At 50.0% G+C, this 20,974-nt stretch carries 20 protein-coding genes and 1 other annotated feature; all 20 genes read left to right on the top strand.

What is annotated here, in order from left to right; genetic code table 11:
- The first annotated feature begins 392 nt into the window (after window positions 1-392).
- Complete coding sequence (gene cysE, locus PGL01S_RS24855; RefSeq protein ID WP_127497460.1) at window positions 393-1,055, top strand: serine O-acetyltransferase; 663 nt, start codon at window positions 393-395, stop codon at window positions 1,053-1,055.
- Window positions 1,052-2,464 carry a cysteine--tRNA ligase gene (cysS, locus tag PGL01S_RS24860; protein ID WP_127497462.1) on the top strand — a complete coding sequence of 471 codons (1,413 nt, stop codon included), beginning with the start codon at window positions 1,052-1,054 and terminating at the stop codon, window positions 2,462-2,464. Before cysE ends, cysS begins: the two co-directional genes overlap by 4 nt.
- A gap of 35 nt (window positions 2,465-2,499) precedes the next feature.
- On the top strand, window positions 2,500-2,997 hold the full coding sequence (locus PGL01S_RS24865; RefSeq protein WP_127497464.1) for a Mini-ribonuclease 3: 498 nt from the start codon (window positions 2,500-2,502) through the stop codon (window positions 2,995-2,997).
- A 23-nt stretch (window positions 2,998-3,020) separates the two neighbouring features.
- Complete coding sequence (gene rlmB / locus PGL01S_RS24870) at window positions 3,021-3,749, top strand: 23S rRNA (guanosine(2251)-2'-O)-methyltransferase RlmB (RefSeq protein ID WP_041614742.1); 729 nt, start codon at window positions 3,021-3,023, stop codon at window positions 3,747-3,749.
- Between the two features lie 3 nt (window positions 3,750-3,752).
- Window positions 3,753-4,277, top strand: coding sequence for an NYN domain-containing protein (locus PGL01S_RS24875; protein WP_127497466.1), 525 nt, complete (start codon window positions 3,753-3,755; stop codon window positions 4,275-4,277).
- Between the two features lie 230 nt (window positions 4,278-4,507).
- Entirely contained in the window at window positions 4,508-5,158 is a 651-nt protein-coding gene (gene sigH, locus PGL01S_RS24880) for an RNA polymerase sporulation sigma factor SigH (protein ID WP_015847243.1), read from the top strand.
- A gap of 326 nt (window positions 5,159-5,484) precedes the next feature.
- Complete coding sequence (gene rpmG, locus PGL01S_RS24885) at window positions 5,485-5,634, top strand: 50S ribosomal protein L33 (RefSeq protein WP_015847242.1); 150 nt, start codon at window positions 5,485-5,487, stop codon at window positions 5,632-5,634.
- A 17-nt stretch (window positions 5,635-5,651) separates the two neighbouring features.
- Window positions 5,652-5,861, top strand: a complete 210-nt coding sequence (gene secE / locus PGL01S_RS24890; RefSeq protein WP_015847241.1) for a preprotein translocase subunit SecE — start codon at window positions 5,652-5,654, stop codon at window positions 5,859-5,861.
- Between the two features lie 23 nt (window positions 5,862-5,884).
- Window positions 5,885-6,418 (top strand): transcription termination/antitermination protein NusG, encoded by a 534-nt coding sequence (nusG, locus tag PGL01S_RS24895; RefSeq protein WP_015847240.1) that lies wholly within the window; start codon window positions 5,885-5,887, stop codon window positions 6,416-6,418.
- Window positions 6,419-6,469: 51 nt separating this feature from the next.
- Window positions 6,470-6,895, top strand: coding sequence for a 50S ribosomal protein L11 (gene rplK, locus PGL01S_RS24900; RefSeq protein ID WP_127497469.1), 426 nt, complete (start codon window positions 6,470-6,472; stop codon window positions 6,893-6,895).
- Window positions 6,896-7,035: 140 nt separating this feature from the next.
- The gene (gene rplA / locus PGL01S_RS24905) at window positions 7,036-7,728 is read left to right on the top strand and encodes a 50S ribosomal protein L1 (RefSeq protein ID WP_127497471.1); all 693 of its coding nucleotides are present in this window, start codon (window positions 7,036-7,038) and stop codon (window positions 7,726-7,728) included.
- An 18-nt stretch (window positions 7,729-7,746) separates the two neighbouring features.
- Window positions 7,747-7,899: a sequence feature (ribosomal protein L10 leader region), on the top strand.
- 59 nt (window positions 7,900-7,958) lie between these two features.
- A complete protein-coding gene (gene rplJ, locus PGL01S_RS24910; protein ID WP_015847237.1) occupies window positions 7,959-8,462 on the top strand; it encodes a 50S ribosomal protein L10 in 504 nt (167 codons plus the stop codon).
- A 91-nt stretch (window positions 8,463-8,553) separates the two neighbouring features.
- Window positions 8,554-8,913, top strand: a complete 360-nt coding sequence (gene rplL / locus PGL01S_RS24915) for a 50S ribosomal protein L7/L12 (protein ID WP_127497473.1) — start codon at window positions 8,554-8,556, stop codon at window positions 8,911-8,913.
- A 102-nt stretch (window positions 8,914-9,015) separates the two neighbouring features.
- Window positions 9,016-9,621: a class I SAM-dependent methyltransferase gene (locus tag PGL01S_RS24920; protein WP_127497475.1), complete on the top strand. Its 606-nt coding sequence runs from the start codon at window positions 9,016-9,018 to the stop codon at window positions 9,619-9,621.
- A gap of 293 nt (window positions 9,622-9,914) precedes the next feature.
- Window positions 9,915-13,478 (top strand): DNA-directed RNA polymerase subunit beta, encoded by a 3,564-nt coding sequence (gene rpoB, locus PGL01S_RS24925; RefSeq protein ID WP_127497477.1) that lies wholly within the window; start codon window positions 9,915-9,917, stop codon window positions 13,476-13,478.
- Window positions 13,479-13,573: 95 nt separating this feature from the next.
- Window positions 13,574-17,200: a DNA-directed RNA polymerase subunit beta' gene (rpoC, locus tag PGL01S_RS24930; protein WP_127497479.1), complete on the top strand. Its 3,627-nt coding sequence runs from the start codon at window positions 13,574-13,576 to the stop codon at window positions 17,198-17,200.
- Between the two features lie 251 nt (window positions 17,201-17,451).
- Window positions 17,452-17,682, top strand: coding sequence for a ribosomal L7Ae/L30e/S12e/Gadd45 family protein (locus PGL01S_RS24935; RefSeq protein ID WP_127497481.1), 231 nt, complete (start codon window positions 17,452-17,454; stop codon window positions 17,680-17,682).
- A 156-nt stretch (window positions 17,683-17,838) separates the two neighbouring features.
- The gene (gene rpsL, locus PGL01S_RS24940; RefSeq protein ID WP_015847231.1) at window positions 17,839-18,258 is read left to right on the top strand and encodes a 30S ribosomal protein S12; all 420 of its coding nucleotides are present in this window, start codon (window positions 17,839-17,841) and stop codon (window positions 18,256-18,258) included.
- 64 nt (window positions 18,259-18,322) lie between these two features.
- Window positions 18,323-18,793, top strand: coding sequence for a 30S ribosomal protein S7 (rpsG, locus tag PGL01S_RS24945; protein WP_015847230.1), 471 nt, complete (start codon window positions 18,323-18,325; stop codon window positions 18,791-18,793).
- 53 nt (window positions 18,794-18,846) lie between these two features.
- Complete coding sequence (gene fusA, locus PGL01S_RS24950; protein WP_127497483.1) at window positions 18,847-20,922, top strand: elongation factor G; 2,076 nt, start codon at window positions 18,847-18,849, stop codon at window positions 20,920-20,922.
- Window positions 20,923-20,974: the final 52 nt, after the last annotated feature.

Genomic DNA, 20,974 nt, shown 5'->3' on the forward strand with positions numbered 1-20,974 from the left:
TTGCCTATAGCCAAGCTAATTGGCATGTAGGAATGCGGGCTGCGAGTTGTCTAGTTCGGGGGGCGGAAAATTGCACCTGGGAGCTTTGTTCCGATCCGTAATCCTACCGCTTCGTATACCGGAGCCGGCGGCGCGGGGTAGGCAGCAACGTATCAGCCAACGTTACAGGCTTTAAGACGGACAGCCGGATTAGGCTGGGCTTAAGCTCGTTATTGAGCCGCAGTCCTTTAATCGGGTCGTTCAAGCAGAGTGGAACCGCGACGTTACACGCCCGCCTCTGCAGCATTTCAAATGCTGCGGAGGCTTTTTTATTTTCAGGCATTGATTAGCTTGGCCTTGTTTAGCTTTGTTTTTGTTGCGGGGGGCCGCAGCGCAGGGGAGAGGAGACACGCATGTTTCGCCATATTAGATCAGACATTAAGGCAGTATTTGAGAACGACCCGGCAGCTCGAAGCCGGTTTGAAGTTGTCTTTACGTATTCGGGTCTGCATGCGATATGGGCTCACCGGATTGCGAATAAATTTTTCCGCGGAGGATGGTTTACGGTTGCGCGGATCATCTCGCAGTTCAGCCGATTTATGACGGGCATCGAGATTCACCCGGGAGCAACGATCGGCGAGCGGTTGTTCATCGACCACGGAATGGGTATAGTGATTGGAGAAACATGCGAGATCGGCGATGATGTCGTTATTTATCAAGGCGTAACGCTTGGAGGAACCGGCAAGGAAAAAGGCAAACGCCATCCTACCATCGGCAACAATGTCGTTATCGGATCCGGCGCGAAAGTATTAGGCTCGTTCCGTGTTGGCGATAATTCGAATATCGGATCGAATGCCGTTGTCCTGCGCGAGGTGCCCGACAACTGTACCGTCGTAGGCAATCCGGGGCGTGTCGTCAGACGCAATGGCGAACGGGTCGGAGACCGGCTTGATCATAAGCAGCTGCCGGACCCCGTCATTGAGATGTTCCGCGAAATGCAAAAGGAAATCGAAAGTTTAAAGGCCGAAGTTGAGAGGCTTCGCGAGCCAGTAGCTGGAGGAGAAACGAGATCATGAACGTTCAAATTTATAATACGCTGACCCGAGCAAAGGAAGCATTCGTCCCGCAGGAACCGGGAAAAGTAAAAATGTACGTCTGCGGACCAACGGTTTATGACTATATTCATATCGGCAACGCCCGTCCGGTTATTTTCTTCGATGTGGTGCGCCGTTACCTGGAGTACGTCGGTTATGACGTGAACTACATCGTGAATTTCACGGACGTAGACGACAAGCTGATCAAAAAAGCGGAGCAATCGGGACTGACGGTTCCGGAGGTTGCCGATAAATTCATTAACGCGTTTAACGAGGATATCGCTTCGCTGGGCGTGCACAAGGCAACGTTGAACCCGCGCGTTACCGAGCATATTCCGGCGATCGTTGCGTTTATTCAAGGCCTTGTCGACACAGGCTATGCTTATGCAAGCGAAGGAGACGTGTATTACCGTACCTCGAAATTCGAGGAATACGGCAAGCTGTCGCATCAGAATCTGGAGGAGCTGCAGTTCGGTATCCGGATTGAGGTTGGCGAGCGCAAGGAGAATCCTCAGGACTTCGTGCTCTGGAAAGGCGCAAAGCCTGGCGAAATCAACTGGGAAAGCCCATGGGGACCGGGACGTCCGGGCTGGCATATCGAGTGCTCGGCGATGGCGCGCGAATATTTGGGCGATACGCTTGATATTCACGGCGGCGGCCATGACCTGCAGTTCCCGCATCACGAGTGCGAGGTTGCCCAGTCCGAGGCATTGACCGGCAAGCAGCTAGCGAACTACTGGATGCATAACGGCTACATTCATATCAACAACGAGAAGATGTCCAAGTCGCTTGGCAACGGGATTACGGTTAACGAGCTGGTGAAGCGCGTGAAGCCGGCCGCTATCCGTTACTTTATTTTGTCGACGCATTACCGCAGCCCGCTTAACTTCACGGACGAGACCATCGCCCAAGCCGAGAACAGCGTGGAGCGGATCGCGAATTGCGCGTCTAATCTGAAGCATCGGCTTTCCGCGTTTGGCGGCCAGGCAGAGGGTGCGGCTCCAACGGAGCTTGAAGACAGAATCGCTCAGCTTAAGGCACAATTCGAAGCGAAAATGGGAGACGACTTCAATACGCCGGATGCGATTACCGCCGTATTCGAGCTGGTAACGGAAGCGAACCAGTACATGAACCGCGCGGACGCTTCGCCGGAGGGGATTGCCGCACTGCTGGCAGCTCTTGAAGGAATGAACACGGTGCTGGGTCTGCTGCCTGAAGCGGGTGCTGATTCCGAGCTTCTGGATGACGAGATCGATGCGCTTATCGTTGAGCGGACGGAAGCGCGCGCGGCGAAGAATTGGGCAAGAGCGGATGAAATCCGTAACCTGCTTACGGAAAAAGGCATTGCGTTAGAGGACACTCCGCAAGGGATTCGTTGGCGGCGCCTGTAGAACTCTGCCGCAAATCGATTGGAGGACGTGTCATATTGAATAGCAATGAACGGGAACATGCAAGCTTAGAGGAAGCGGGACAAGGGAATGGAGCGGGAGCGGGGCTTCTGTTCCACCGTCCGGCCAAGAAGACGCAGCTCATTAATCCGGTTGTGCTCGCTTACGTAGGAGACAGCGTATTCGAGCTGTTGGTCCGGCAGTACCTGGTGTCGCTGCCTAATCATAAATCGCATCATCTTCACAAGGAAGCGACGAAGATTGTATCGGCGAAGGCGCAGCGCAAGCTGCTGGAGAAATGGCAGCCGATGCTGACGGAAGAAGAAGCGGATATCGCAAGGCGCGGCCGCAATACGAAATCGGGGGCACCGCCCAAGAATGCGGACCCGGCCGATTACAGGCAGGCTACCGCGCTGGAATGCCTGGTCGGCTATTTGTACTATGAAGGACGAATCGAACGTCTGCATGAATTGTTTGAGGCAGCAGTCGCGCCGCAGCCGGAAGACCATCAGGAAGAGAAGGAGGGACAAGCGTGAGCGAACGATACAACCAAGAAGAAATGATTGCCGGCAAGCATCCCGTTATGGAGGCGCTTCGTTCCGGACGCGATATCAATAAGATTTGGATCGCAGAGGGCGCTCAGAAGAGCCTGACCCAGCCGATCGTGGCGGAAGCCAAGCAGCATGGGGTCATCGTGCAGTTTGTGGACAAGCGCAAGCTGGATACCATGGTGGAGGGCGTACAGCATCAAGGCGTTGTTGCGCAGGCGGCGGCCTTTGCCTACGCGGAGATTGAGGATTTGCTGGCAAGAGCCCGCGAGCTGAACGAAACGCCGTTCCTGCTTATTCTCGACGAGATTGAGGACCCTCATAATCTGGGTTCCATTTTGCGGACGGCGGAATGTACCGGCGTCCATGGCGTTATTATTCCGAAACGCCGTTCGGTTGGTCTGACTGCAACGGTGCTGAAGACATCCGCTGGCGCGGCCGAGCATGTGCCTGTGGCGCGTGTGACGAACCTCGCCCAGACGATCGACCGTCTGAAGGAAGAAGGCGTGTGGGTAGCGGGTACGGACGTAAGCGCTCCGCAGGATGTATATAAGACGAAATTTGATCTGCCGCTTGCGATTGTTATCGGAAACGAAGGCAAAGGGATGGGCCGTTTGATCAAGGAGAAATGCGATTTCCTGGTCAAGCTGCCGATGCACGGCCGTCTTAACTCTTTGAACGCATCCGTGGCAGCGGGCGTTTTGATGTACGAAGTGGTCAGGCAGCGCCGGAGTGTATAGCCGATGAACCGGCGCAATGATATTTTGCTGGTGGACGGCTATAATATGATCGGCGCCTGGCCCATGCTTGAGAAGCTGAAGGAGATCGATCTGGAGGAAGCGCGGGACAAGCTGCTCGATATGCTGGCCGATTACCAAGGCTTCTCGGGCATGACGGTGTATGTTATTTTCGATGCCCATCAAGTGCCCGGACTTGGCGCGACTTACCGGCATCATAAGCTTACGATTGTCTATACGAAGGAAAAAGAAACGGCGGACGAATGCATTGAGCGGTTGGTTACGGAACTCACGGCCAGACGACGAAACGTATTTGTCGCCACCTCCGATCTTGTCGAACAGCATGTCGCTTTCGGCAAAGGAGCTCTCCGGCTGTCGGCTCGCGAGCTGCTTATCAACATCCAGCAGAATCGCAAGCAAATCGAGCTTACTTTGCGCGAGGACATACCGGTCAAGCGCAACACGCTCGACGGCAATCTCAGTCTCGAGGTGCGCACAAAGCTGGAGCGTCTTCGGCGCGGCGGCAAATAGTCCTCTTTTTTATCCATAAAATTACAGAATTTCTATTAAAACGACTCCACCCTAGCGGCAAATCGGTTGACGGTGTAAGATTACATAATGTATACTGGCTCTATATTTAGTGATGAGAACGGCGGTTTTATCGCTATTTTGTCTTGTTTAACTCGTTGTGGCAGGAAGCCATGGAGATAGGTTGCATATGAATCTAGCGGCGTACGCCTTGCAGGCCGGAGGGATAGTTCGTGAGCATCGACCTCAAAAAATGGAGTACGCTTGAGTATGACTGCAGTTCTGACGAGGATATCGTGGAAGCGGTTCGTAACGGCGACAGTCTGGCTCTTGAATATTTGATCAACAAATATAAGAACTTTGTCCGTGCAAAGGCGCGTTCTTACTTCCTGATCGGAGCCGACCGGGAAGATATCGTGCAGGAAGGCATGATCGGACTCTATAAATCTATCCGCGACTTTAAAGGGGACAAGCTTGCTAGCTTTAAAGCTTTTGCGGAATTATGTATTACACGGCAGATTATTACGGCGATAAAGACGGCTACCAGGCAGAAGCATATACCGCTTAACTCTTATGTTTCCTTGGACAAGCCTATTTACGACGAAGATTCTGACCGTACTCTTCTCGACGTGATTTGCGGCACCCGGGTATCCGATCCGGAGGAGCTTATCATTAATCAGGAAGAATTTGTTGGTCTTGAAGACAAGATGTCGGAGATTCTGAGCGATCTGGAGCGTAAGGTGCTTATGCTCTATCTGGACGGCCGATCGTATCAGGAAATTGCCGTTGACCTCGACAGACATGTCAAATCGATTGACAATGCCCTGCAGCGCGTAAAGCGCAAACTTGAGCGTTACTTGGAAGTTCGGGATCTTAGCGGATAAGCTATTAATCTTTATACGTGCTGAATTTGATGCGAGCTGTTCTCTCGTCCGGTTATCAGGCCGGAGGCGGAGGGCGGCTCGTTTTAAGTTTTAAAAGCAGGATTTGTGACGATAATGGTAGAGACGAGATTCCTGATGTCGCCATATTTCCATAATATTCGCTATGGCCCAGGCTATGTTTCCATTGACATTGGAATAGGCCGTGTGATAAATTGTTTTAGGTAGGCCTTGATGTGAGGCTTTGTTTTGTATTGGGGCCGAAGTTGCAATGTCATATACATATGGCGTTGTGAACCGTTATTTAGCAGTTCGGGAGGTGTAATTCAATGCGGGTAATAATCACGTTGGCATGCACAAACTGCAAACAGAGAAACTATGCGAGCAGCAAGAACAAACGCAATCACCCCGACCGCATCGAGTTGAAGAAGTTTTGCAAGTTTTGTAACGAGCAGACTCCTCATCGCGAGACGAGATAGTCATTGGAGGTGTTGACGTGGCATTTTTGGCTAAACTGAAGCAAAGCTTCGGAACAACGTTTAGTTTCTTTGCCGACAGCTGGGCAGAACTTAAAAAGGTTCGCTGGCCAAACCGTAAAGAGTTGACAAGCTATTCGATCGTCGTACTTCTAACGATCGCGTTTGTGACGATTTACTTTTGGCTTCTTGACATCGGGATCTCGTCTCTAGTTAATCTGATTGTTTAAGAAGGGTCCAAAGGTGGATTGGAATGGAAAAAAGATGGTATGTCGTACACACTTACGCCGGTTATGAGAACAAAGTGAAAGCCAATTTGGAGCGTCGCCTCGAATCGATGGGCATGGAAGATAAAATCTTTCGCGTTCTGGTTCCGATGGAAGAAGAAGTGGTAGAAAAGGACGGTAAGAAAAAGACCGTTCAACGCAAAGTCTACCCCGGCTACGTCCTCGTGGAGATGGTACAAACTGACGATTCATGGTATGTTGTTCGCAATACGCCGGGCGTCACAGGATTTGTAGGGTCAACGGGTTCCGGTTCCAAGCCAATCGCGCTTATGCCGGACGAAGTAGAACAAATTCTGAAGCACATGGGCATGGAAGAGCCTAAGCCGAAGATTGAATTCGACCTGAAGGAAACCGTGCGCGTAAAGGTAGGTCCTTTTGCGGATTTCGTTGGTACAGTGGAAGAAATTCTGCTCGACAAATCCAAGCTTAAGGTACATGTCAACATGTTTGGCAGGGAGACCCCGCTTGAACTGGACTATACTCAAGTGGAGAAGATATAATACGATCTGGTTTCCGTAGTTTGGGATTACTTGTGTAAGGAGGTGTAAGTCATGGCAAAAAAGGTTATCAAAATGGTCAAACTGCAAGTTCCTGCAGGTAAAGCTAATCCGGCTCCGCCGATTGGTCCGGCACTTGGTCAAGCAGGCGTTAACATTATGGCGTTCTGTAAAGAATTCAATGCTCGTACTGCAGATCAAGCGGGATTGATTATCCCGGTTGTTATCACAGTGTTTGAAGACCGTTCCTTCACTTTCGAAACTAAAACTCCACCGGCAGCAGTATTGCTCCGCGTTGCAGCAGGTATCGAAAAAGGTTCCGGTGAACCAAACAAAAAGAAAGTTGCTACAGTGAAACGTGCGAAAGTTCGTGAAATCGCTGAGCAAAAAATGCCTGACCTGAATGCAGCTTCCGTTGAGGCAGCGATGCTTATGATTGAAGGTACTGCACGCAGCATGGGTGTTACTATCGTTGACTAATTGTGTGACTGGCCGCTTGCGGTCGGTTAACACATGGGCGGCCGAATAGGCGTTGCCCGGCGAAGTGTACTGCTTCGTTTAAGTGGGAGGAGTCCCATAAGGGGAATTTTCCGCTACAACCACAAAGGAGGAAAACTCAAATGGCTAAACACGGCAAAAAGTATGTAGAAGCTGCTAAGCTGATTGACAGCGAAGCTACTTACGAGTCTTTGGAAGCAATCGAGCTTGTGAAGAAAGCCGCTACAGCAAAATTCGACGAGTCCGTTGAAGTAGCTGTGCGTCTGGGCGTTGACCCTCGTAAACAAGACCAAGCGGTTCGTGGCGTTGTTGTACTTCCGCATGGTACTGGTAAAACAAAACGTGTTCTGGTATTCGCGAAAGGCGATAAAGCAAAAGAAGCAGAAGCTGCTGGCGCTGATTTCGTTGGCGATTCCGACATGATCAACAAAATCCAACAAGGCTGGTTCGAATTCGACGTCTGCGTAGCAACGCCGGACATGATGGCTGAAGTTGGTAAACTGGGTCGTATCCTCGGCGGTAAAGGCCTTATGCCTAACCCTAAAGCGGGTACGGTAACATTCGACGTTACTAAAGCTGTTCAAGAAATCAAAGCTGGTAAAATCGAATACCGTCTTGATAAAGCAGGTCAAATCCATGCTCCAATCGGCAAGGTTTCCTTCGACGCAGAGAAACTTAACGAAAACCTTAAGTCTCTGATCGATGCTCTGAACCGTGCTAAACCGGCAGCAGCTAAAGGGGTTTACCTGAAAAACATCTCCGTTTCTTCGACAATGGGCCCTGGCGCTCGCGTCAACGTAGCGGCTTACCGCTAAGTTCAACGAGAACGGAATTAAATTCGAATACGCATACCGTAGACAGTAGGTGCCGCAAGGCTTAATTTCCTACCGAGGTGTTATGATAAATACAGCTTGCGCGTGATTAACTTCACGGCAGCGATATATCATGGCCTTCGCAGTCGCTGTGGAGGCCTTTCTCATGCACCCTAGGCAGAGGAAGCTTGTCTTATAAACGGGATGTACAACTATTACAGGAGGTGTACAGTTTGGCTAACGTTAAAATCATCCAAGAGAAACAACAAGCGGTTGAAGAAATCACAGCGAAGCTTCGTGAGAGCTCCAGCACTGTTGTTGCTGACTACCGCGGATTGAACGTTGCGCAAGTAACTGAACTTCGTAAACAACTGCGCGAAGCAGGTGTTGAATTCCAAGTTCTGAAAAACTCGCTCGTTCGCCGTGCGACTGAAGCTGCGGAATTGTCCGATCTGAACAGCATTCTGGTTGGTCCTACAGCCATTGCTTTCAGCGTGAACGATGCTGTGGCACCAGCGAAAATCTTGAACGATTTCGCTAAAAAGAACGACGCTCTGAAACTTAAAGGCGGCGTTGTTGAAGGTAAAGTAGTAGGTGCACAAGAGATTAAAGCACTGGCGGAACTTCCGTCCCGCGAAGGCTTGCTCTCCATGCTCCTCAGCGTCCTGCAAGCTCCAATGCGCAACTTCGCGCTTGCGGTTAAAGCAGTCGGCGAGCAAAAAGAAGCACAAGCTTAAGTTAAACCGTCGTTTGTACGAACGAACCGCCGACCTTCCCCGGAAGGCGGCATAAAACCAAAAAAAATCAACCACTTTCGGAGGTATAACCATGTCTAAAGAGCAAATCTTGGAAGCAATCAAAGTTATGACTGTTCTTGAACTGAACGATCTTGTTAAAGCAATCGAAGAAGAATTCGGCGTTACAGCTGCTGCACCAGTAGCAGTAGTAGCAGGCGGCGCAGCAGAAGTTGCTGAGCAAACTGAATTCGACGTTATCCTTAACAACGCTGGCGCTTCCAAAATCAACGTAATCAAAGTGGTTCGCGAAATCACTGGTCTGGGCCTGAAAGAAGCTAAAGACCTGGTTGACGGCGCTCCTAAACCAATCAAAGAAAAAGTTGGCAAAGAAGAAGCAGAAGCGGTTAAAGCTAAGCTTGAAGAAGCTGGCGCAGCTGTAGAAGTGAAGTAATTTCGCTTCAAGCTATAATAACGGGCCCCTTGAAACGTCACGTTTCAAGGGGTTCGTTGCATGTTCAAGACTTGCAGCTCAAGTGGCAGGAGGCCAAAAAGAATGTCGGACCACTATTACTCCCAAACGCCGGGAGTGAAGCATGATAGACAAGTACATGAAACAAAGCTTCGGGGATTCGCTCTGCGGTTTGTGACGGATGCTGGCGTATTCTCGAAATCCGGAGTCGATTATGGCAGCCGCGTGCTGCTGGATGCGCTCGTTCTTTCGCCAACTGCTAGAGTGCTTGATGTCGGGTGCGGTTACGGGCCCATCGGATTGACAGCGGCGAAGCTGGCGCCGGAGGGGCATGTAACCATGATCGACATTAATGAACGCGCGGTTGAGCTGTCTAAAGAGAACGCAAAGCTAAATGGCATTTCAAATGTTACGGTTATCCAAAGCGATATCTATGAATCGGTGAAGGATAATCGTTATGACGTGATTTTGACCAACCCTCCGATCAGGGCGGGGAAACAGGTTGTCCATCGTATTTTTGAAGAAGGGTACAATCTATTAAATCCCGGCGGCAAGATGTGGGTGGTCATTCAGAAGAAGCAAGGCGCGCCATCTGCGGAGGCCAAGCTGGAAGCGTTGTTTGGCGATGTGGAAGAGGTCACGAAGGACAAAGGCTACCGGATATTTTTAGCAACAAAATCTATGACTTGATTTTCTTGACTTGACTTTTCAGATATGGTAGTATTATAAAATGTCAGCATTAAATTGGGCTCAATCTCTTTAGCTAACTAAAATGTCAAGTGCGAATTTTGGCGCGGAATGCATATTTATTGCACATTTGACGTATAATGTTTACATTTTGGGCAAAATTACTTGATATGGAACCATCGCGCCGCGCTGCGTTTGGTTGGCTGCCGGAACACGCTCTTTTTTCGAACTATTCGATAAGGGCTTTTCTTTATTTAAAGTAGTGACGCAGTAGATATCGATGCTGTGAGACAGACATGAGGGGTGAGGTTAAGTTGGCAGGACAACTTGTTCAGTATGGTCGGCGCACGCGGAGAAGTTACGCCCGGATCAACGAGGTGCTGGAAGTCCCGAACCTGATTGAAATCCAACAAAAATCGTACGAAAAATTCTTGGATAACGACTTGCTTGAGTTGTTCCAGGATATTTCGCCGATTCAGGACTTTACGGGCAATCTATCGCTTGAGTTTATCGACTATAGCTTGGGCGAACCGAAATATTCGGTCGATGAATCAAAGGAACGCGATGTGACGTACGCTGCTCCACTGCGCGTTAAGGTACGGCTCTTCAACAAAGAAACCGGCGAAGTGAAGGAACAAGAAGTGTTCATGGGCGACTTCCCGCTGATGACAGAGACCGGTACGTTCATTATTAACGGGGCGGAACGTGTAATTGTCAGCCAGTTGGTTCGATCCCCAAGTGTGTACTTCAGCACGAAGGTTGATAAGAACGGGAAGAAAACATACACGGCAACGGTAATTCCGAATCGCGGAGCTTGGCTCGAGCTTGAGACGGATGCTAAGGACATCATTTACGTTCGTATTGACCGGACCCGGAAAATACCGGTGACGGTGCTTTTGCGCGCTCTTGGCTTCGGAACCGACGCTGAGATCTTAGAATTGCTCGGCCATGACGAGTATATTCGCAACACGCTGGATAAAGACAACACAGATTCGACGGAGAAAGCGCTGATTGAAATCTATGAACGCCTTCGTCCAGGCGAACCGCCTACTTTGGACAATGCGAAGAGCTTGCTGGTTGCTCGTTTCTTTGATCCAAAACGTTACGACCTGGCTAACGTCGGCCGTTACAAAATAAACAAAAAGCTTCACATTAAGAACCGTCTGTTTAATCAACGTCTTGCTGAGACGCTGGTTGATCCGGGTACGGGCGAGATCATTGCGGAAGCAGGTCAAATGATTGACCGCCGTCTGCTGGATGAGATCCTCGACAAGCTGGAGAAAAACGTCGGCTTCAAAACATACCATGTTGCTAATGGTGTGCTGGATGCGGATAGCATTCCGCTTCAAGCGATCAGCGTGTACTCGCCGCTTGATGACGCGAAGGTTATCAAAGTCATCTCTAATGGCGTCATTGATAAATCCGTTAAGCATATTACGCCGGCGGACATCATTTCGTCCATCAACTATTTCATCAACCTCCTTCACGGAGTAGGCAATACGGACGATATCGACCATCTCGGCAACCGTCGTCTGCGTTCCGTAGGCGAATTGCTTCAGAACCAATTCCGTATCGGTCTATCCCGTATGGAACGCGTTGTTCGCGAAAGAATGTCGATTCAAGATGCTAACGCAATTACGCCGCAAGCCTTGATTAACATTCGCCCTGTAATCGCATCGATTAAAGAGTTCTTCGGTTCCTCGCAGCTGTCGCAGTTCATGGACCAAACGAACCCGCTGGCAGAATTGACGCACAAACGTCGTTTGTCTGCTCTCGGTCCGGGCGGTTTGACGCGTGAGCGCGCAGGCTTCGAAGTACGGGACGTCCATCACTCCCACTACGGGCGTATGTGTCCAATCGAAACGCCGGAGGGTCCGAACATCGGTCTGATCAACTCCTTGTCGACGTTTGCCCGCATTAACGAGTACGGCTTCATCGAAGCCCCTTACCGTTGGGTAGATCCGAAGACAGGCATCGTTACCGAGCAAATCTCGTATTTGACGGCTGACGAAGAAGATAACTACGTTGTCGCGCAAGCGAACGCGAAGTTGACCGAAGAAGGCAAATTTGTCGATGACAGTGTCATCGTACGTTACAATAAGCAAGCAGATAACATCTTGACCATGCCAAGCGAACGCGTTGACTACATGGACGTATCGCCTAAGCAGGTTGTGTCGGTTGCGACAGCGCTCATTCCGTTCTTGGAAAATGACGACTCCAACCGTGCGCTCATGGGATCCAACATGCAGCGGCAGGCCGTTCCACTCCTTATTCCTAAAGCACCACTTGTTGGTACGGGTATGGAGCACAAATCGGCTAAAGACTCCGGTGTATGTATTGTATCCAAGTATGACGGTGTTATTGAACGAGTTTCGGCAAACGAAATTTGGCTGCGCCGCACAGAGATGCTGGACGGCAAGCAAGTGGTTGGCGATCTCGTGAAACATAAACTGCATAAGTTTATGCGTTCCAACCAAGGAACATGTATCAACCAACGTCCGCTTGTGCGCAAAGGCGAAGTGATCAAGAAAGGCGATATTCTCGCCGACGGTCCTTCCACGGAGCAAGGCGAATTGGCGCTGGGCCGCAACGTTGTCGTTGCGTTCATGACTTGGGAAGGTTACAACTACGAGGATGCGATTCTTCTTAGCGAGAAGCTTGTGAAAGAGGATGTTTACACGTCCATTCACATTGAAGAATACGAATCCGAGGCACGCGATACGAAGCTTGGGCCGGAAGAAATTACGCGCGACATTCCGAATGTCGGCGAAGAAGCGCTGAAAAACCTCGACGAACGCGGCATTATCCGCGTTGGTGCCGAGATCGGCGCCGGCGATATCCTCGTTGGTAAAGTAACTCCTAAAGGCGTTACGGAGCTGACGGCGGAAGAACGCCTTCTTCACGCGATCTTTGGCGAGAAAGCTCGTGAAGTGCGCGATACGTCGCTTCGCGTACCGCATGGTACCGACGGTATCGTCGTAGACGTTAAAGTATTTACCCGCGAGAACGGCGATGAGCTGCCACCAGGCGTGAATCAGCTGGTTCGTGTATATATTGCTCAAAAACGTAAAATCTCCGAAGGCGACAAAATGGCAGGACGCCACGGTAATAAAGGGGTTATCGCCCGCATTATGCCGGAGGAAGATATGCCGTTCTTGCCAGACGGCACACCAGTTGAAGTCGTGTTGAACCCACTGGGCGTACCATCGCGGATGAACATCGGCCAGGTACTCGAAGTCCATTTGGGCATGGCTTGTAAGCGTCTTGGTCTTCATGCCGCAACGCCGGTATTCGACGGCGCGCGCGAGTATGACGTATTCGATACGATGGAAGAAGCCGGCATGCAGCGTAACGGTAAAACGATTCTGTACGATGGACGTACAGGCGAGTCGTTTGAACGCGAAGTTACGGTTGGCGTCATGTACATGATCAAACTGGCGCACATGGTCGACGATAAAATCCATGCCCGCTCGACGGGTCCTTACTCTCTCGTTACGCAGCAGCCACTGGGCGGTAAAGCTCAATTCGGCGGCCAGCGCTTCGGTGAGATGGAGGTTTGGGCACTCGAGGCCTACGGCGCAGCCTACACGCTTCAAGAGATTCTTACGGTCAAATCCGACGACGTGGTCGGCCGCGTGAAGACTTACGAATCGATCGTGAAAGGCGAGAACGTTCCGGAGCCAGGCGTTCCAGAATCGTTTAAGGTATTGATCAAAGAGCTTCAGTCCCTTGGTATGGACGTTAAGATCCTCACCGAGAATGAAGAAGAGATCGAAATGAAAGAGATCGATGACGAAGATGACGGAACAAGCGATAAGCTTAACCTCAACTTAGAAGGCGCCGAAGCCGGCGCTGAATAAGCTTTGAATAAAAGGCTGCTCGTCCTTCTTAACCGAAGGGCGTGCAGCCGCCAATTTGTACGACATAGCCATACATGACGAAGGAGGGTTGCTCCTTGTTGGACGTGAACAACTTCGAGTATATGAAAATCGGGCTTGCATCGCCTGATAAAATTCGCTCTTGGTCCCGCGGAGAAGTCAAAAAACCGGAGACGATCAACTATAGGACGTTAAAACCGGAGAAAGAGGGTCTTTTCTGCGAAAAGATCTTCGGGCCTACAAAAGACTGGGAATGTCATTGCGGTAAATACAAACGCGTTCGTTATAAAGGCGTTGTCTGCGACCGCTGTGGCGTTGAAGTTACACGCGCGAAAGTACGCCGCGAGCGTATGGGCCATATCGAGCTTGCTGCTCCAGTATCGCATATCTGGTACTTTAAGGGCATTCCAAGCCGTATGGGCCTTGCGCTTGACATGTCGCCTCGTTCCCTCGAGGAGATCATTTATTTTGCATCCTATGTAGTAACCGATCCAGGTGATACGCCGCTTGAGAAAAAACAACTGCTGTCGGAGAAAGAATACCGCAGCTACCGTGAAAAATACGGTTATGGCTTCCAAGCGAGCATGGGTGCCGAAGCAGTTAAGAAATTGCTGCAAGACATCGATGTTGAGAAAGAGCTGGAGACCCTTAAAGAAGAATTGCGTACGGCTCAAGGCCAACGCCGCAACCGTGCGATTAAGCGTCTTGAAGTCATCGAAGCCTTCCGCAACTCCGGCAATGAGCCGGAATGGATGATTCTCGATGTGCTTCCGGTTATTCCGCCAGAGCTTCGTCCGATGGTACAGCTGGACGGCGGACGTTTTGCAACGTCTGATCTGAACGACCTGTACCGCCGCGTTATTAACCGTAACAACCGTCTGAAACGCCTGCTTGACCTGGGCGCTCCGGACATTATCGTTCAGAACGAGAAGCGCATGCTGCAAGAAGCTGTTGACGCTCTGATCGATAACGGCCGCCGTGGCCGTCCGGTTACAGGCCCGGGCAACCGTCCTTTGAAATCCCTCAGCCACATGCTGAAAGGTAAACAAGGGCGTTTCCGTCAGAACTTGCTCGGTAAACGGGTTGACTACTCTGGTCGTTCCGTTATCGTCGTAGGTCCAAACCTGAAAATGTTCCAATGCGGTCTTCCAAAAGAGATGGCGCTGGAGCTGTTCAAGCCTTTCGTAATGAAAGAACTTGTGAACAAAGGTCTGGCACACAATATCAAGAGCGCAAAACGCAAAGTTGAACGCGTAAGCCCGGAAGTTTGGGACGTCCTTGAAGAAGTTATCAAGGAGCATCCGGTTCTTCTTAACCGTGCCCCTACGCTTCACCGTCTCGGTATCCAGGCATTCGAACCGATTCTGGTTGAAGGCCGCGCCATCAAGCTTCATCCGCTCGTATGTACCGCTTATAACGCGGACTTCGACGGTGACCAAATGGCCGTTCACGTACCGCTGTCGGCAGAAGCGCAAGCTGAAGCACGTCTCCTGATGCTCGCATCGGGTAACATTTTGAACCCGAAAGACGGCAAGCCTGTTGTTACGCCATCGCAGGATATGGTTCTCGGATCGTACTACTTGACGATGGATAACAAAGAAGCAAAAGGCTCCGGATCGGTGTTCGCTACCGTTAATGAAGCCATCTCCGCGTACCAACGCGGTATTGTATCGCTTCATGCGCGTGTATTCGTGCCTGCTAGAGTGTTGAAGAAAACGATCTTTACGGAGCAGCAGCAGAACTCGCTGATTAGTACAACTGTCGGTAAAGTTATTTTCAACGAAATCTTCCCGGAAGATTTCCCTTACATCAACGAAGCTACCAAAGCGAACTTGCTGCAAGGTACACCGGATAAGTATTTCGTTTATGAAAAAGGCAGCGACTTGAACAAAATCATGAATGAGTTGCCAATTGCCGGCGGCGTCGGCAAAGAGTATCTCGGCAACATCATCGGCGAATGCTTCCGTATCTACCATACAACTTTGACATCGATTATTCTTGACCGGATCAAGCAGCTTGGCTTTACGTACTCCACGCGCGCAGGTATTACTGTTGCGGTAGCGGACGTTGTCGTTCCGGAGGAGAAAGTCGAGATTCTGAAAGAATCGGATGCTAAAGTAGCAGTCGTTATGAATCAGTACCGTCGCGGTCTGATTACGAACGAAGAACGTTATGACCGTGTTATCGAAATTTGGAGCAAATCGAAAGACCAAATTACCGATATCCTCATGAAATCGATGGACCGTTACAATTCCATCATGCTCATGGTGGACTCCAAAGCACGGGGTAACAAATCGCAGATCGCACAGCTCGGCGGTATGCGTGGTCTGATGGCCAACCCATCCGGCCGGATCATTGAGTTGCCAATCAAATCAAACTTCCGTGAAGGCCTTACCGTCCTCGAGTACTTCATCTCGACGCACGGTGCCCGTAAAGGTCTGGCCGATACGGCGCTTCGTACAGCGGACTCGGGTTACTTGACCCGTCGTCTCGTAGACGTTGCGCAGGACGTTATCGTCCGCGAAGACGATTGCGGTACGGATAAAGGCTTTACCGTTAGCAAGATTCAAGACGGCAAAGAGGTTATCGAGGATCTGTACGACCGTATCGAAGGCCGTTACTCGTTCGAAACAATCCGTCATCCAAAAACGGGTGAGGTTATTGTTAAGAAGAGCGAGCTGATCGACTCCGGCAAAGCCGATGCGATTATCGACGCAGGTATCGAGAAACTTCAAATCCGTTCCGTTCTTAGCTGTCGTGCACGTCATGGCGTATGTAAAGTATGCTATGGCCGTAACTTGGCGACTGGCAAGCACGTTGAAATTGGCGAAGCGGTAGGCATTATCGCGGCGCAATCCATCGGTGAACCGGGAACACAGCTGACGATGCGTACATTCCATACCGGCGGCGTTGCCGGCGACGATATTACGCAAGGTTTGCCGCGTATCCAAGAGCTTTTCGAGGCGCGTAATCCGAAAGGTCAAGCGATCATTACGGAGCTCGACGGTGTCGTGAAAGAAATTCGCGAGGCGAAAGACCGCCGCGAAATCGAAGTCCAAGGCGAAGCAGAAACGAAAGTCTATGCAATTACGTATGGCTCGCGTATCCGCGTAACCGAAGGCCAGCAAATCGAAGCAGGCGACGAGCTTACAGACGGTTCGATCGACCCTAAAGATATGCTGCGTATTAAAGGTATCCGTGGCGTTCAAAACTACATTTTGCAAGAAGTACAGCGCGTATACCGTAACCAAGGCGTAGAAATCAACGACAAGCACGTTGAGGTTATGGTTAAGCAAATGCTTCGCAAAATCCGTATCGTTGACGCAGGCGACACTACGCTTCTTCCAGGCGCATTTGTTGACATCCACGAATACGAAGCAGCTAACCGAGAAGCAATCTTTGCAGGTCTTGAGCCTGCCGTTGCGAAGCCGGTATTGCTTGGTATTACGAAGGCGTCCCTTGAGACAGATTCGTTCTTGTCCGCGGCATCGTTCCAAGAAACGACCCGCGTCCTGACCGACGCTGCTATCAAAGGTAAAGTCGACCAGTTGCTTGGTCTGAAAGAGAACGTTATTATCGGTAAGCTGATCCCGGCTGGTACAGGTATGAACCGTTACCGCAGCATCAAGCTGGTAGGCCTAGAAGATGAGCCGGAAGCAACTGCAGAAGACGAATTGGAATCCGAAGCTGTAACGATCGAATAGGACTCGCATATTGTTGTAATAGATGAGGAGAGCGCGGCATTCGGCAGGGATGGTTGGTCTTCCCTGTTGATGCCCGCTCTTTTACATGTATAATAGTTGAGGGGCCTTACCTTTAACCGTGTAAATGAGATAACCAAAACTTTGCAATTGGACAGGGTGTAATACAGCTTGACACTTCTAGATGTAGGTGTTAATATATCGAAGTGTGCCTAATTGTGTGATCGCTCTACCGCAAAAGGAAAGGTGATATCATGCAGTTTAAGGTTGGCGCGAAACAGACGACTAAGATGCTCGAACAGAGTAAAGCTATCGAAGTCTATGTGGCTCGTGATGCAGATCCGCGGATGAGAGAGAAGGTTGTTCATCTGTGCGAGCGGTTGAGTGTTCCGGTCAAGTGGATAGATACGATGCAAGAACTCGGGGAAACCTGCGGGATTGATGTCGGAGCCGCTATGGCAGCGCTCATACTTGATGAAGAATAAAGTAGACTCCATTTTTGTTAGTGCAGAATTGAAAGATGATGGACTGACAGAAATTTTTATTTGTTCTTTTATGAACCGCCTGGATCTGTGGGCTTAATTAATTGGGTAAAATGTCTTGCCATTAATAAGACATAATCATGGGAAGGGGGTGGCAACATGCCAACAATTAACCAGCTGGTCCGCAAAGGCCGCCAAGCTAAAGTCGTAAAATCGAAATCGCCTGCTTTGCAAAGAGGTTTCAACGCCTTGAAACGTGAAGCAACGAACATCAGCGCTCCGCAAAAACGCGGTGTGTGCACTCGTGTAGGTACTATGACTCCGAAAAAACCAAACTCCGCACTTCGTAAATACGCGCGTGTACGTTTGACTAACCGCGTAGAAGTAACAGCGTACATCCCTGGTATCGGTCATAACCTGCAAGAGCACAGCGTTGTATTGATCCGTGGTGGACGGGTAAAAGACCTTCCAGGTGTACGTTACCATATCGTTCGCGGCGCATTGGATACTGCGGGTGTAAACAACCGTAACCAATCCCGTTCGAAATACGGTACAAAACGTCCTAAAGTTAAAAAATAATATTAGCAATTTGTTCGGATAAATATTCGGATATTGCGACTAACTAAGAAAGGGGGACTTTCTCATGCCACGCAAAGGTCCTGTTACAAAACGCGACGTATTGCCGGATCCGGTTTACAATAGCAAACTGGTAACCCGCCTTATCAACCGCATCATGATCGACGGTAAACGCGGCGTTGCTCAAACGCTGTTGTATGATGCTTTCACGCTGATCCAAGAACGCACGGGTAAAGATCCAATGGAAGTGTTCGAAGAAGCGTTGAAAAACATCATGCCTGTACTCGAGGTTAAAGCTCGCCGTGTCGGCGGTTCTAACTACCAAGTACCGATTGAAGTTAAACCAGAGCGTCGTACATCGCTTGGTCTCCGTTGGCTCGTGAACTATTCGCGTAACCGCGGTGAAAAAACGATGGAAGAACGTCTGGCAGCTGAAATCATGGACGCATCGAACAACACTGGTGCATCCGTGAAGAAGCGCGAAGATACACACAAAATGGCAGAAGCGAACAAAGCGTTTGCTCACTACCGTTGGTAGGATTCTAACCAAAATGTTTGAGTTTAACTCAAAACACGAGAGGAGACAAATTCATGTCTAGAGAGTTCTCCTTGAATAATACGCGTAACATCGGGATCATGGCGCATATCGATGCTGGTAAAACAACTACCACTGAGCGTATCTTGTTCTATACAGGCCGTACTCATAAAATCGGTGAAGTGCATGAAGGCGCTGCAACGATGGACTGGATGGAGCAAGAGCAAGAGCGCGGTATTACAATTACGTCTGCCGCGACTACTGCTCAATGGAAAGGCAACCGCATCAATATTATCGACACCCCGGGGCACGTTGACTTCACAGTAGAAGTTGAACGTTCCCTGCGCGTATTGGATGGGGCCGTTGGCGTATTCAGTGCCAAAGAAGGCGTTGAGCCACAGTCTGAAACGGTATGGCGTCAAGCTGACCGTTATGGCGTTCCACGGATCGCCTACATCAACAAGATGGACATCATCGGTGCAGACTTCCTGAATGTTGTTAAAGACATGCGTGAGCGTCTGCAAGCGAATGCTGTTGCGATTCAATTGCCGATTGGCGCTGAGAGTGATTTCCTCGGCGTTGTCGACATTATCGAGCGCGTAGCTTACAAGTATAAAGACGATCTCGGTAGAGATCCTGAGCAAGTTGAGATTCCTGCTGAGTTGGCTGACCAAGTAGAAGAGCTTCGCACGGAGCTGATCGAAAAGGTAGCTGAGCTGGATGAAGAATTGACTATGAAATATCTGGAAGGCGAAGAAATTACGATTCCAGAAATTAAAGCAGCGCTCCGTAAGGGCGTTTGTGAAGTTAAGATCTTCCCGGTTATCGCAGGTTCCTCGTACCGTAACAAAGGTGTTCAAATGATGTTGGACGCAGTAGTAGACTACCTGCCATCCCCGCTCGACGTACCGGCTATCAAAGGTACACTCGAAGACGGCGAAGAGTCGGTACGTCATTCTTCTGACGAAGAGCCGTTCGCGGCACTCGCGTTCAAAATCATGACTGACCCTTACGTTGGTAAATTGACGTTCTTCCGTGTATACTCGGGTATCCTGAAATCCGGTTCGTACGTTCTTAACGCAACTAAGAACAAACGTGAGCGGATCGGTCGTATCCTGCAGATGCATGCGAACAGCCGTCAAGAGATTTCGGAAGTTTACTCCGGCGATATTGCTGCCGCAGTAGGTCTGAAAGATACCATCACAGGCGACACGCTGTGCGACGAGAAGAACCCGATCATCCTTGAATCGATGAACTTCCCTGAGCCGGTTATCTCGGTAGCTATCGAACCAAAAACGAAAGCTGACCAAGACAAGCTTGGTATCGCAATCTCCAAACTGGCTGAAGAAGATCCAACGTTCCGTGCTCATACAGACGAAGAAACGAACCAAACGATCATCTCGGGTATGGGTGAGCTTCACCTTGAAATCCTGGTTGACCGTATGCTTCGCGAATTCAAAGTTGAGACTAACGTTGGTAAACCTCAAGTAGCTTACCGCGAAACATTCCGTACCGCGGCTAAAGTTGAAGGTAAATTCGTTCGTCAGTCCGGCGGTAAAGGTCAATATGGCCATTGTTGGGTTGAATTCACTCCGCAAGAGCCAGGTCAAGGCTTCGTATTCGAGAATAAAGTTGTTGGTGGATCGATTCCTCGTGAATTTATCGCTCCTATCCAAGCAGGTATCGAAGAGTCGATGAAGAACGGCGTTCTCGCTGGCTTCCCGCTCGTTGATGTTAAAGCAACTGTATTCGACGGTTCGTACCATGACGTTGACTCCTCGGAGATGGCGTTCAAAATCGCTGGTTCCATGGCGCTTAAAGCTGCTAAGGAAAAATGTAACCCAGTTCTTCTTGAGCCAATCATGAAGGTTGAAGTTACAGTACCAGAAGAGTACATGGGCGACGTTATGGGTATGCTGAACTCCCGTCGCGGTCGTATCGAAGGTATGGATACTCGTGCAGGCGCACAAATCATCCGTGCTAAGGTACCTCTTGCAGAGATGTTCGGTTACTCCACAACTCTTCGTTCCGGTACGCAAGGCCGTGGCGTATTCTCCATGGAGCTCTCGCACTATGAAGAAGTACCACGTTCGATCTCCGAAGAGATCATCGCTAAAAACAAAGGCGCTTAATTATTAAGCCCTTAAATTCATACCATTGGTATGCAAGGTCGGGCACAAATAC

This window comes from Paenibacillus glycanilyticus NBRC 16618, from assembly GCF_004000805.1.
Taxonomy (GTDB): domain Bacteria; phylum Bacillota; class Bacilli; order Paenibacillales; family Paenibacillaceae; genus Pristimantibacillus; species Pristimantibacillus glycanilyticus.